Consider the following 13,893-nt stretch of genomic DNA (forward strand, 5'->3'; position numbering starts at 1 on the left):
GGCATATTACGGTAGCCTAAAAAACGGAGGTGTGCTCAGATAAAACTCCAAAAGTGAGCAACAGGACCAAATAGGATATAGTAATGATGATGTTGAATTTTAAGAAGCATTTTAGCTGTGTCATGCTTTTGTGCAAAAAAATATAAGAAAGTTCGTGCTTGTTTTAGTTACTATAAAATTGACGAAGACGGAAAGAAAAACGGAGTGAACGAACTCCCGGAAGAGCACAACGTATAACCAAGTGTACCTATTAAATTTCTACTATTTATGAATAAGAGAAGCTACTTATTTTTGCTGATTTGGCTGGCCATCTGCGGAATGGCACAGGCCCAGAATCAGCGCGTTACGGGGAAAGTTTCGGCCAAAAGTGATAAGCAGGGATTACCCGGTGCCAATGTCATCATCAAAGGCACTACTACGGGTACCTCTACAGATGTAGACGGCCAGTATTCACTGGAAGTGACTCCGGGAGCCGTTTTGCAGTTCAGCATGATTGGTATGACACCGCAAGAGGTGCCAGTGGGAAACCAAAGTGTTGTTAACGTTGAACTGGCCGACGATGCGCAGGCGCTGGAAGAGGTTGTAGTGGTTGGGTATGGCACCCAGCGACGGCGTGACCTGACGGGAGCCGTAGCGCAGGTGAAGGGGGAGGAAATTGTGAAGTATCCCGTTCAGACACCCACACAGGCCCTGCAAAGTAAGCTGGCCGGGGTGCAGGTCATCTCATCCGGGCGACCCAACGAACAGCCCCAGATTCGGGTGCGGGGCGTGGGTTCGGCACTGGCCGGCGTTAGTCCGCTGTACGTGGTGGACGGTGTACTGACCGACGATATTCGTAACATCAGTAATAACGATATTCTGAGTATCGAAGTCCTGAAAGATGCGTCGGCAGCTATTTACGGCGTTCGGGCCGCGAACGGGGTCATTATCGTTACGACCAAACGCGGTAAGAAAGGCCCCGTTCAGGTGCAGTATGATGCCAACATCAGTACGCGTCAGCCCGCTAACCTGGTCAATATGGCCAGCCGTGACCAGTACATCAGTTACCTTGCCGATGCTGCACCGACCAAAAACGTGAACGATTCGCCCCTGACCTATGGCGGCACTACCAACTGGTACAATGAGGCCCTGCGTAGCGCCCCCCAATCGAACCAGAATCTATCCGTTTCGGGCGGAGGGGAGAACAACACGTTCTTCTTTAGCGTGGGTTACTTCACCGACCAGGGGATTGTAAAAACCAATGACTTCAAGCGGCTAACCATTCGAGCCAACAACGAAATCAACATCAGCAAAAAAGTTACTTTCAGCAACCAGCTTTCGTTTTCCAGGGGGAACGAGCGAGCCGTCGATTTGGGGGGAGTGTACCCGAGCTTATACCGGGCCGCACCGATTGTACCGGCCATTGTAGATGGCAAATACGGTAACCTCTCGGCCTTCGGTAACGTGGGTAACCCCCTACTATCTCTGAACAACCGAAACCAGCGGATCATTAACAACCGGCTACAGGGCAATCTGTCCCTGGATTACCGGCCCGTTGAGTGGCTCAAACTGCACTCGGCCTTTAACACCGACCTGATTTTCAATCGGGACCAGACGTACCTGCCCGCTTTCCAGAACGATGCCAACACCTTTATTACGGCGGGTGGTAATCAGCGACAGCAAAACAGTTCGCTGAACCTCAACAATGGCCAGTCGATTCGGTATATCATCGACAATACCGCCACCGTCGACCGGGCGTTTGGCGAGAACAACTTCACCTTTTTGCTGGGTTCGGTAACGGAGCGATTTTCGTCCAATTTTATTGAGGGAGCGCGCATCAACGTACCGAACGATCCAAATTTATGGTACCTCGGCCTGGGCGATCCTAATCAGCAGTTATCCAATAACTCCGGGGGCGACCTTCAGACCCGGCAGTCATTCGTGACGCGGGGTACGCTTAGTCTCAAAAACAGGTACCTCTTCAATGCGTCGCTCCGAGCCGATGGTAGTTCCAAATTTCAGGAGCGGTGGGGCTATTTCCCAACGGCTGGCGTGGGCTGGGTCATTTCGGACGAAGCTTTCATGAAAAATCAGTCGCTGTTCGATTTCCTGAAGTTTCGGGGAAGTTGGGGTATTCTGGGTAACGATGTTATCGAAAGTAATGCCTACCTGCTGACAGCGGGTATTAACATTCCTTACTTCTACAACAACGGCCTGGTATTGGGTACGGCCATTCAGGATATCAAAAACCAGCAACTCAAGTGGGAACGTACGCAACAGGTCGATTTAGGGCTGGAATTCGCGTTCTTCGATAGCCGCCTGACCGGTGAGATCGACTACTACAACAAAACCACCCGCGACGCGCTGGCCTTCCAGATTATTCCGGCCATCTTCGGCGACCCGGACAACCAGTATCTGACCAATATTGCCTCGTTCCAGAATCAGGGGGTGGAGTTCGTCCTGAACTGGAGAGAAACAACCAAGAGCGGGCTTGGCTACAGCGTTGGCGGCAACCTGACGCTGAATAAAAATCAGCTCGTGGGTTTGAACGGAGGGCAGGCATTGCTGGCGGGGGGCGTTGGGCAACAGGGATTCACGACCCGTTCCGACAATGGCCAGCCGGTGGGCAGCTTCTACGTACTGAATGCTACCGGGGTGTACCAGAATCAGTCCGAAATAGACGGATCGCCCGTGTTTGGTACCCGCGCCAACGTTAAGCCCGGCGATCTGAAATACCAGGACGTGAACGGTGATGGGGTTATTAACTCCGACGACAGGATATACGCTGGTTCCTACCAGCCCAAACTCTACTACGGCATCAACCTGGGCCTGAACTACAAAGGGTTCGACCTGGCCGCCGATGTGTATGGCAACGCGGGCAACAAGGTTTACAATGGCAAAAAAGCGTTTCGGTTCGAAAACACCGATAACATCGAAGCATCTTATGCCGAAGCCCGCTGGACTCCTACCAACGCGTCTACTACAGATCCGCGCCTGATCACGTCAGCTACCCCTGCCTCTACGTATTTTGTGGAGTCCGGCTCCTTTGTGCGGCTCAATAACCTCACACTGGGCTACACCATTCCGGCTAGTCTGCGCGACAAAGCCAAACTCCGCCAGGCCCGCGTTTACATAACCGCGCAGAATTTGTTCACCGCCAAAAAATTCAGTGGCTTTAGCCCTGAACTGCCCGGCGGGCCGCTGGACTCCGGCATCGAACTCAGTTCATATCCTACTACCCGTACGTTTGCCGTTGGCCTGAACGTAGGTTTTTAATCAATCGACTTTACAAACATGAATCATACAAAACAATTCATCCGGCTTTCGCTGCTTACGGTCCTGTTTGGCACCGTGCTAACGGCCTGTAACGATTTTCTGACTACGCCACCGCAGGGGCAAATTGGTGTGGCGGCCGTGCAAAACGACCCCGCAGCCGCTCAAAACCTCGTTACGGGGGTATACAACATTATGTGGGAGGGTAGTATGCACGGCTTTGATTACGTGGGTATGACCAACATCGCATCCGATGATGCCGATAAGGGCAGCTCGCCCGCCGATGGGGCCAACTCGTACGGTACGTTCGATAACCTGAATATGACCCCCGGTGTAGGCAATATCAATAACGTCTGGTCTACCTATTTCCGGGCCATTGCCCGCGCCAATCAGGCACTGGGGTTGATTCCGCAAAGTGCCGCCGACCAGACCACCCGCAATCAACTGGAGGGCGAAGTTCGATTTCTGCGGGCTTATTTCTACTTCAAATTGGTCCGGTTTTTTGGCGGGGTACCACTCATCGAAAATGTGCCACCGGTAGAAAGCATCAACGACATAGCTCTGCAAAAGCGAGCTACCCCCGAAGCCGTTTACGCCCGCATCATTACCGATTTGCGGTTTGCCGTCACAAATCTGCCCATCAAAAGCCAAACCGCTACGGGTAAAGCCACTAAAGCAGCTGCCATGGCCATGCTGGCAAAGGTATATCTGTACCAGAAAAACTGGCAGCAGGCCTATAACCTGACCGATTCTATCATTAAAAATCAGGTGGGCACGTATAGCTTACTGCCGAATTATGCCAACATATGGCGGGAGGTAGGGGCCAATAGTTCCGAATCCATCTTTGAGGTACAAACGGGTATCAATCTGGCCTGTGATGCTGCCATTCCAATTTATGTCGTTAGTCAGGGACCACGCGCCGGGGGTAAACGCGGCTGGGCCGACTTAGGCTTTGGTTTCGGAACACCATCGCAGAGTTTACTGGACGAATACGAGCCGAACGACGTGCGAAAAGCTGCTACCATCATTTTTATCAACCCTGCTCCTATGGGTACGGTACTGTGGGATGGCTACCGGATTCCCAGCCGCGACTCGGTTGAAAATGACCGCTATAATTACAAGGCCTATCATAGCCGCACAGCCGAGAAGAACTGTGGTGTGAATGACCGGCTGCCCAAAAACCTGCGCATCATGCGCCTGGGCGAAGTATTGCTTATTCACGCCGAAGCGGCCTTTGCGTTGGGCAACAGTGCCGATGCGCTGACCGACATCAATAAACTCCGGGTTCGCGCCGGGCTGCCCGCCCAAACGACCATTAACCGGGAGCAAATCTGGCACGAACGGCGCGTGGAACTGGCGATGGAACATGACCGCTTTTTCGACCTTGTCCGGCAGGAGAGTGTCCAGCCCGGCCGGGCGGTGCAGGCGTTTGCTGCCCACGGCAAAACATTTATAAAGGGTAAAAGCGAAGTATTCCCTATTCCGCAAACCCAGATTCAGTTGAGCGGAGGGGCACTAACCCAGAATCCGGGGTATTGATATCGTAGACCTGTTTACCCACCCCTTGCTGTATGAATATGGCAACGGGTGGATGACGTTTAATTGCTCATACCTGCTTATGAAATCAATTGCCGCATTACTACTAGGTTGTCTTTCACTTCATAGTGCCTACTGTCAGCCGAAACAACGGGTGTCCGGCACGTCAACCACACGTCTGAACAATAACCAACAGGCTTTTCTGGATAGTCTGCAACGCGACACATTTCGCTATTTCTGGGAAACGGCTAACCCCGACAATGGCCTCGTGCCCGACCGTGCGCCAAGGCCTTCATTTGCCAGCATTGCCGCTGTTGGTTTCGGGCTTACATCGTACCTGGTAGGCGTGGAGCGGGGCTACATAACCCGGCAACAGGCGGCAGACCGAACCATAAAAACACTACGCTTTTTTGCCAATGCGCCCCAATCGGAAAACGCGGCAAATGTGTCGGGTTACAAAGGGTTTTTCTACCACTTCCTGGACATGAAAACCGGCGAACGTTTCAAGCAGGTCGAACTCTCCACCATCGATACGGCCCTGTTATTGGGGGGAATACTCAGTTCACAATCGTATTTTGACAAAAACACGCCGGTCGAAACGGAAATACGGCAGTTGGCCGAGCAGGTTTATCGGCGCGTTGACTGGACGTGGATTCAACCGCGCAAGCCTTTTGTGTCTATGGGCTGGCATCCCGAAAAAGGGTTTATCAAAAACGACTGGAAAGGCTATAACGAAGCCATGTTACTTTACGTGCTGGCCCTGGGCTCGCCCACGCATCCGGTAGAGGCCGATGCCTGGTCGGCCTGGACAAAAACGTATGACTGGGAAACGTTTCAGGGGCAGACACACGTCAACTTCGACCCGCTTTTCGGGCATCAGTACTCGCACATTTGGATTGATTTTCGGGGTATCAACGACTCATACATGACTGGAAAAGGTATCGACTACGCCGAAAACTCACGTCGGGCAACTTACGCCAACCGGGCCTACTGCCTGGAAAATCCAGCTAAGTGGCAGGACTACGGGCCAACCATCTGGGGTCTGACCGCCTGTGATGGCCCTAAAGATACGGTAGTCAATGGCAGGAAGTTCTTCTCGTACCGGGCGCGGGGCGCTGCGTCGACCCAGATTGTGGACGATGGTACTATTGCCCCAACGGCTGCCGGTGGCTCTATGGCCTTTGCCCCCGAAATATGCATTCCTGCACTCCAGACAATGAAAACGAAGTACGGCGCCAAACTCTATGGTGACTATGGCTTCCGCGATGCCTTTAATCCTACCTATCGCTACCCGGCCCGGATTTCCAACGGGCCTACCACAATGGGGTGGTTTGACATTGATTACCTCGGCATTGATCAGGGCCCTATTCTGCTGATGGCCGAGAATTTGCGAACGGAATTTATCTGGAAGCTAATGCAGCGTAATCCGCATATTCGGAAAGGCTTACAACGCGCCGGGTTCACCGGTGGCTGGTTGAAGTAATTGTTCGTGACCTTACCGGGTCTTGTTTTTCAGCACAACCAGCGGCAGGTGCATGTTCCAGCTTGGGGTTATCTTTTCCTGAATGATGAATGTTTTTGAGAAATTCCCCAGCACTACGTCCTGATCGCCATCCTGGTCAACGTCGGCTACATCCATACATATCCAGCGGCCCAGCGTGCTGACGGGCATGGCATGGGGTTGGAATTGCAATGATTCCTTCTGCTCAAAAAGTAAACACCCTTCGGAAGGATTGTGCCGGAAATCGGCAAAAAAGGCGATGGTCGCAATGTCCAGATCACCATCCTGGTCAAAGTCGGTTGCAACGGCTTTGGTACAGCCGTTGATGGGGTAAAAGTAGGCTTGTTTGTACTGTAAATCATCCTGATTCAGGTAGATATACAGGCCATGATAGGGTTTTAGAATCTTGGAATAGTCGCTGTTATCGCCACAAGTGTAAATAATGTCCAGTTTGCCATCCTTATTAAAATCTACTAACTGAAAACTGGTAGAGCCGTAAACCGACGGGAAACGGAGCAGATTTCGCTCGGTGAAGCCGCCCTTTTTATTGTTCAGAAACAGCCAGATACCTTCGTCGGCGTGGGCAAAAAGTACCATAAGGTCGGGCCAGCCATCAGCGTTGAAATCGCCGGTGATTGTCTGAATGGCACCGGGCGTGTCCCGAATAGTTTGTTTAGTGAATTTATCGTTGGCCTCCTGTTTCAGCCAGTAAAGTCCCCCTTTCAAGTGGCCAAATCCGCAAACGACCCAGTCCATCCGGCCATCTTTATTAACATCGACGGGTACCGATTGTAAAGGGCGGGGCAAATCGACCGCCAGCGTAGAGGAGTCTGCTTGCTGGTTACCATCCAGATTCAGTGAGACCAGTTCTCCCCGCGCAATATCGGCGGCCCGCATGGTTCCCAGCGTCGTGAAGGTCCCCCGTTCTTTTCCCTCCTTATCCCGAAAAAAATCAGCATTGACCACCGCCGAATTAAGTTGCCGAAAGCGGGTGGGTTGCAGGGCTGAATTCCAGCGGGTGAGGTCGCTTCGGAACGCATCACTAGTGTATAGTTGATGCCCGATGGTATCCATTTTTACCAGCGTCGTCATGGCCGTTCTGGTTGTATCGAGTCGAGGTTTTTCTACCGTGAAAATACCCCAGTTATCTATGGCGGGGGTGGGCTTGCTGGCTGGTTTAAGTTTTACCGGGGCAAGCGTTTGGTAGTAGGCAGTGAGTTTCTGCCAGTCGTCGAACGAAATTGCTGATTTACTACCGGCATAGTACAGCCCTTCGGGATATACTTCAAGTCCCAGATTGGTAGCCATAGCGGGTAGTACGTGCTTCACCCAGGTATCCTTATCCAGTAGCTCAGGCGAGGGAGTTTGATGGCAGTTGCTACAGTAGTGTTGCGCCAGTAGCCTGCCTTCCATAATCAGCGGGTCTTCCTGGGTGGACTGGCAACCAGCCACGGCGATGAACAACGCAAAACAGGTAAACAGTGGCAATCCAATCAACTGCCTGCTGATAGACTGACGGGACAAACCCACAGGCATGATACGTACAAAAAGGGGCAGGCTGTACCGGGTCACTCGTTTGTTGATTAGTAACGCTATTAAGGAACTGCCTGGACGGATGGGTTTATTTTTCACTCGATTCGATGCACTTTTCTACGTCCTCCGGCACTTGGCCGGGAGCGTGGTCGCTTACGGATTGGACAAGGAATAGCCCGCTTTACAAAGATAGTTTCCAAAGGCCGGTCATTTTTATTTTTCGGTTTTCAGACGGGTGCAACATCCAGTCGAATACTGAGTCTTTGGTTCATCGTATTGCGCTCCTCCACCTGTTACCCGCAACGCTATGATCCGCAGTTACCTCAAAGTCGCCTGGAGAAACCTCTGGAAAAATAAGCTATTTTCCTTTATCAATATCTTGGGGCTGGCCCTGGGCATGGCCTGTAGTCTGATGATTATGATATGGGTACAGGATGAATTGCGGATGGACCGATTCCATCAGCACGACAGTCGCCTGTATCGGGTTATGGAAAACCAGCAGTATACGGGCGTTGTCAATACGTATGCGTCGACACCCGGTATTTTGGCCGAAAATATCGTCAAAGACATTCCGGAGATTCAGTTAGCCAGTCAGATGCTCTGGGAAAATACACCTTTGTTTACGGTTGGAGATCTGTTTGAAAAGGAGAAGGGCCGTTACGTTCAGGGCGATTTTCTGACAATGTTTTCGTTTCCCCTCAAAGCTGGTGACCCCAAAACTGCCCTCAAACGACCCGACGGGCTGGTAATCTCTCAGAAACTAGCCGACAAATATTTTAAGGGCAAAAATCCGATGGGTCAAACCGTTCGGATAGACAACACCGATGATGTACTGGTAACGGGTATCCTGGCCGATATGCCGGAAGCCTCCTCGCTGAAATTTGATTTTCTGCTGAATTACAATCAATGGCAAAAGGCCAATAAATGGGCTACCGAATGGGGAAACAACGGCCCCCGGTGTTACGTGTTACTGGCCCCCAACGTGTCGATTGAAAAAGTAAATGCCAAAATCAAAAATTACGTAAAAACTAAAAACAAGGACAGTAACGTCGACCTGTTTTTGCAAAACTACGGCGAGTCGTACCTCTATTCGAACTGGGATGCGGGCAAGCAGAACGGGGGGCGGATTGAGTACGTTAAACTCTTTTCCATTGTCGCCATTTTCATTCTGGCCATCGCCTGTATCAACTTTATGAACCTGGCCACGGCCCGCTCCGTCAAACGGGCCAAAGAAGTGGGAGTTCGGAAAGTGGTGGGGGCTTACCGGAATAGTTTGATGGGCCAATTTCTGGGGGAGTCCATGCTGATTACCCTGCTGTCGCTGGTATTCTCGGTACTGATCGTGTTGCTGATGCTACCCGTGTTCAACACCCTAACCGAAAAACACCTGTCGCTTGCTTTCTCCAATCCTGCTTTCCTGGTATTGCTGGTCAGCCTGTCGCTGATTACGGGGCTTATTTCAGGGAGCTATCCGGCGCTTTTTATGGCCTCGCTTAATCCGGTGGTCATTTTGAAAGGGAGTTTAAAATTCAAATCGAGCGCAACGTATTTCCGGAAAGGGCTGGTCGTTCTTCAGTTCGGTTTATCCATTATGCTCATTTTTGGTACGCTGGTTGTGTACCGTCAGATTCAGTTTATTCAAACCAAAAATCTCGGCTACGACCGCGAAGATTTGGTGTATATGCCGCTGGAAGGCGATTTGCAGAAGAATTTTCAGGCATTCCGTCAGGACCTGGAAAGGCAGCCGGGTATCAAATCCGTGACCTGTGCCCAGGCAGACCCGCTGGAAGTGGGCAGTTCCACGCAGGGTGTCAGGTGGCCCGGAAAAGATACGACGCAGTTAATTTTGTTCAGCCAGAACGCCATCTCGTACAATTACATTAAAACGATGGGGATTAAGCTCCTTGGCGGACGTGACTTTTCAACGGACTACAGCACCGATACGACTAACTACCTGATCAACGAAGCAGCGGCCCGGAAGATGGGCTACACAGACCGGAACCGCACCGGCGGACCGGCCGGATCACCCGTTGGTAAAGAAATGACGATGTGGGATAAAAAGGGCAAAATCATTGGCCTGATGAAAGACTTTCACTTTAATTCCCTCCATACCGCTATTGACCCGCTGATTCTGCATTTGCAGCGTGGGGTGAGTGATACGACCAAAAATTGGGGGAGTGTGCTGGTCCGAACGCAACCCGGACAAACTAAACAGGCGATAACCAGTATGGAAGCCTCTTTCAAACAATTTAATCCGCATTTCCCCTTCAAATACTCCTTCACCGATCAGGAATTTGCCAACCTGTACAAGGCCGAAAATACGGTTAGTAAACTATCCAGCTACTTTGCCTTTCTGGCTATTTTCATCTCCTGCCTGGGCTTATTCGGGCTGGCGGCTTTCACCGCCGAACAGCGCACGAAGGAAATTGGCATTCGGAAAGTGCTGGGCGCCAGTGTTACCAACCTCGTAGGTATGCTGTCGAAAGAGTTTATCCAGCTCGTGCTGCTGGCAGCTTTCATTGCGTTTCCGCTGGGCTGGTATTTCCTGAGCGGCTGGCTTGGGAAGTACGCCTACCGAATCGATATTGAATGGTGGTATTTTCTGGTGGTCATAACCATAGCCGTGCTGATCGCGTTAGTGACGGTCAGTTTTCAGAGCATCAAAGCGGCCCTGATGAACCCGGTAAAGAGCTTAAAGACGGAGTAAAATTTATTCCTCGTAGAAATAACCGAAAATAATCCCCATTTCGTCCTCGCTGGTCAGGCCAAAATTGATGAGCTTCGATGAGGTGTTGTTATAGGTGATTTCGGAGGTCAGTCCTTCGCCTTTTTTCAGGCTGATGGGGGTTTTAAAGGTGATAATGTCGGGATGTTCCCAATCGGTTGACGTGTAAACAACCTCCCCATCACGGGGGCCACCCTTGATTTTAATCACGAATTTCTCGCCCATCTTGTGCATGTGCGACGTCAGCGTCAATACCAGCCGGGGCTTATCGAACGTAAACGACTTGGTCATTGTAGTCCGGGTGTTTGCGGGCAGGTTGAGGTTGGTATTACCCAGATTCAGCGTTTGCACTACATGTTGCACCGTGGATTTGTCGACGGTATAGAAGTTTATCTGGGCTTCCCCTTTCATCACCGTATTTGTCTTATTGACAAAATGAGTATTCAGGTCGAGCGATGCTCCGGCTGGAACGAGCAGGGCGGCCCCTGCCGGGAAAACGTAATCCTGGTATTGCGCCTGAGAACCGGCAAAATACAGGTGATTAGACATGCTGAGCGCCGTGAACAGGTTCAATGATTTGTCGGGATTTCGCAAATCGCGAATATCGTTGAGGTTAGGGAGTATGCCTTTATTCTGAAAATCGTACGCGACGAAGTGGTGGCTTCCATTGCGCATTTTGGTTTCGTAGCGATTTACGTAAATATCCTGCGTGTTTCCAACCATCCGGCGGGTAAATAACTCCCGCTCAAAATTCGGCTGAATCTCGAACAGCGGCACGGCCATCTGATAACCGGTACCAGCCGCCGGTACGGGAAGCGGATCGTAGGTAACTACCGTAACTGTTTTATCGTCGAGCAATGCGGCATCGGCTATAGTTCCCGTTTTGGGTGCTCCCGCGTCAATCCACCGCCTTACAAACTCAATCTGTCCATCTGGCAGCAACGTACCTCCCAGTGGCATCGGGTTTCCGTACTGCTTTCCTGAATGATGACTGGCAGCGGCACCCACGAGTTTATGGAACAGCAGGCTTTCCTGCGAAGCGAAAGCCTTCACCCGCTTCAGGCGGTCCGTTTTAGCATCAGTGTTTTTAGGGTCGACCCCCACCAAATTCTGATAGGCTACCCCTTCGGCCAGCACCAGGCCATGCTGGATAAAGGTGATATCTTTATCGGACAAATGGCAACCCGATGTGGCACAGGATGGGGTCAGGATTTTCTGCTGAATCAGGTCAAACGACGCTAGTTCGGTTGGGGCGGGGGCATCGGTGGCGGTTTTGGTGCAGGATACCAAATTCGTTAGCAGGATGGCCACAGCGGCACTAAAACCTAAGCGGGTATAAGTCAGGAAGTTCATAGATGAATAAGGCGTAGTTCGCCTGTTGAAAGGTAACGAAAAATGTTGGCTTTTCGTCCGCTCATGGTCAGGCAACGCTGCAATTTATGACGTTGACAGGATGGGATTACAAAGCCGCGTAGTTTTTGGCGGCATCGTCCAGCACCAGCACCCAATCCTGACCGTATCCCTGCGTTGGTGGCGTAAACTGCTTTGGCTGCTGATTACCGAACGTTCCGGCCGATTTTGTTTTGCCCGAACGCGGGTCGAACCAGGTTGCCGTAACCGTTTTTCCCGAAATTTTCCCCGGATTCACTGTGAATGGCTTCCCGGCAGTTGTGTATACAAACGCGTAATCAGTACCTCGGGTGGCCTGAATCCGTTCGGCAGGAGGGAGGTTATTTTCTACAATTAGGGACTGGTCCGGTACGCGGTCGAGCAGCGGGCGGGCCGTTATCAGGTGCCGAACGTGGGTCATCTGCCTGGCGCCGGGTAGGTCGAGGGCTTCCTGCCAGTAGAGGTGTGGCCCATTCACCGCCGGTCGGTTCGCACTGTACATCTGCCAGATGTCGTGGCAGCCGTAGGTATGGCCATGCGCCCCCGCAAACAGGTCGAGGTAAGCGTACACCCGAACATCATACGCGTTGGAGGTACCCAGGTCTTTGGCATTGAAACAAACGGGATGATCTTCGTAGATAGGTTCGGCATCCATCGTCGGTTTAACGGGCTGATTGTTGTAGGATACCGTAATGTTGTCGTACACGGCGGTATTGCGGCAATGGCCGTTCTGGTGCATATTGAAATCGAACCAGGCATCATCCTTAAACCATTTTGAGGCACCCCCATCCAGACCGTTAGGTTGGGGGTGGTAGGTCATCAGGGCTTTGTCGGCGCCCCCAACGCCTTCCTGAATACCGTTGGCCATTGCCCGCCAGATGGCTACGTCCTGAGAACCATCGCGGGGTTGCCGGTCACCACCCAGCACCCAAACGATATTCGCCCGGTTTTTATAGCGGTTCCCCACGTAACGCCCGTACGCACGGGCATTGGTAGGCGTAAATATTTCCGGGCCTTTCCCCCAGGTATTTTTAAAGACTTTGTCGCCCCAGGTTGGTAAAAAGGCAATGACGATGCCGTACTGAGCCGCTTTGTCAATGATATAATCGACGTGCTTGAAATAAGCTTCGTTGGGTTTGGCAGGGTCGTTGTCCAGCAGCGGCACTTCGCCGTAGGGGTTTTGCTCCTTGAGTCCGTCGAATTCGGCTAGGGCAACCGCCTGTACTACCGTAAAGCCCTGTTCAGACCGGCGTTTGAGATACTGGTCGGCCTCTTCCCGATTCAGCCGGTGGAAGAGCTCCCAGGCTGTGTCGCCCAGCCAGAAGAACGGACTGCCATCCTGATGCACCAAGTACCGGTGATTTTCGGATATGGTCAGCCTGCCACCCTTGAACGACTGCTGCGCCAGTGTCGGGCTTTGCCAGAGTAGTAATGCCGTAAGAACAACGCTGTATTTCATAGAGGATGGGTTTATTTTATCCGTCAACTCGAGCCACTAATGTCGCCGGACCTACTGTTTGGTAGCGGTGAAACTTACCGTCGAGTTGTTGAACGGGTAGGCCTTCATGGTAAGCGTGTTGTTGAACCAACTCCCTACCTGAGTACTTCCCGACAGCAGTGCAATGGCATTGCCCGATGGCTGGAGGGTGATCTGTTTGGTTTCTGAGAATGTGGAACTGCCCGACGTACCAACGGTGGCGTAGGTAAGCGTAAACAGGATAGCCGAGAGGGACTCGCCATCACGAACCATCAACGTACTACCATTGGTAACCGTAATAGCCGTCTGACTACCTGCCAGTGTTACTTCTGCCATTCGGTATAAGCCCACCACTGGCTTAGCCAAATCCTGGGGTGTGGTATCCGTTTTTTTGCAGCCGGTTGCGAGGGCTAAAAGGCTGATGAAACCAAGCAGTAGGTAACGCATAGGGTTAATAGGGATGGTATAACGTGAGTAGGG

General features: G+C 51.8%; 8 protein-coding genes. 4 read left to right on the forward strand and 4 right to left on the reverse strand.

Annotated elements, in window-relative coordinates; all coding sequences use genetic code 11:
* The first annotated feature begins 267 nt into the window (after positions 1–267).
* From B156_RS0101020 to B156_RS0101030, 3 genes are all read left to right on the forward strand, one after another.
* Positions 268–3,255, forward strand: a complete 2,988-nt coding sequence (locus tag B156_RS0101020) for a SusC/RagA family TonB-linked outer membrane protein (protein WP_018617744.1) — start codon at positions 268–270, stop codon at positions 3,253–3,255.
* An 18-nt stretch (positions 3,256–3,273) separates the two neighbouring features.
* Entirely contained in the window at positions 3,274–4,791 is a 1,518-nt protein-coding gene (locus B156_RS0101025) for a RagB/SusD family nutrient uptake outer membrane protein (protein WP_018617745.1), read from the forward strand.
* A gap of 79 nt (positions 4,792–4,870) precedes the next feature.
* Positions 4,871–6,271, forward strand: coding sequence for a glucoamylase family protein (locus B156_RS0101030; protein ID WP_026260510.1), 1,401 nt, complete (start codon positions 4,871–4,873; stop codon positions 6,269–6,271).
* Between the two features lie 12 nt (positions 6,272–6,283).
* Here the strand turns inward: B156_RS0101030 and B156_RS0101035 are convergent, their stop codons facing one another.
* Positions 6,284–7,861: an FG-GAP repeat domain-containing protein gene (locus B156_RS0101035; RefSeq protein WP_018617747.1), complete on the reverse strand. Its 1,578-nt coding sequence runs from the start codon at positions 7,859–7,861 to the stop codon at positions 6,284–6,286.
* 268 nt (positions 7,862–8,129) lie between these two features.
* Between B156_RS0101035 and B156_RS0101040 the strand changes: the two genes are divergently transcribed.
* Complete coding sequence (locus B156_RS0101040; RefSeq protein WP_018617748.1) at positions 8,130–10,529, forward strand: ABC transporter permease; 2,400 nt, start codon at positions 8,130–8,132, stop codon at positions 10,527–10,529.
* 3 nt (positions 10,530–10,532) lie between these two features.
* Here the strand turns inward: B156_RS0101040 and B156_RS0101045 are convergent, their stop codons facing one another.
* The 3 genes from B156_RS0101045 to B156_RS0101055 form a co-directional block, all read right to left on the reverse strand.
* Positions 10,533–11,900: a hypothetical protein gene (locus tag B156_RS0101045; protein WP_018617749.1), complete on the reverse strand. Its 1,368-nt coding sequence runs from the start codon at positions 11,898–11,900 to the stop codon at positions 10,533–10,535.
* Positions 11,901–12,006: 106 nt separating this feature from the next.
* The gene (locus tag B156_RS0101050) at positions 12,007–13,395 is read right to left on the reverse strand and encodes a glycoside hydrolase family 140 protein (protein ID WP_018617750.1); all 1,389 of its coding nucleotides are present in this window, start codon (positions 13,393–13,395) and stop codon (positions 12,007–12,009) included.
* A gap of 51 nt (positions 13,396–13,446) precedes the next feature.
* The gene (locus tag B156_RS0101055) at positions 13,447–13,860 is read right to left on the reverse strand and encodes a hypothetical protein (protein ID WP_018617751.1); all 414 of its coding nucleotides are present in this window, start codon (positions 13,858–13,860) and stop codon (positions 13,447–13,449) included.
* Positions 13,861–13,893: the final 33 nt, after the last annotated feature.

This window comes from Spirosoma luteum DSM 19990 (assembly GCF_000374065.1).
Lineage (GTDB): Bacteria > Bacteroidota > Bacteroidia > Cytophagales > Spirosomataceae > Spirosoma > Spirosoma luteum.

Coding starts and splice junctions, on each gene's coding strand:
- B156_RS0101030 (WP_026260510.1), top strand. CDS start 4,871: ATGAAATCAATTGCCGCATTACTACTAGGTTGTCTTTCACTTCATAGT.
- B156_RS0101020 (WP_018617744.1), top strand. CDS start 268: ATGAATAAGAGAAGCTACTTATTTTTGCTGATTTGGCTGGCCATCTGC.
- B156_RS0101045 (WP_018617749.1), bottom strand. CDS start 11,900: ATGAACTTCCTGACTTATACCCGCTTAGGTTTTAGTGCCGCTGTGGCC.
- B156_RS0101055 (WP_018617751.1), bottom strand. CDS start 13,860: ATGCGTTACCTACTGCTTGGTTTCATCAGCCTTTTAGCCCTCGCAACC.
- B156_RS0101050 (WP_018617750.1), bottom strand. CDS start 13,395: ATGAAATACAGCGTTGTTCTTACGGCATTACTACTCTGGCAAAGCCCG.
- B156_RS0101025 (WP_018617745.1), top strand. CDS start 3,274: ATGAATCATACAAAACAATTCATCCGGCTTTCGCTGCTTACGGTCCTG.
- B156_RS0101040 (WP_018617748.1), top strand. CDS start 8,130: ATGATCCGCAGTTACCTCAAAGTCGCCTGGAGAAACCTCTGGAAAAAT.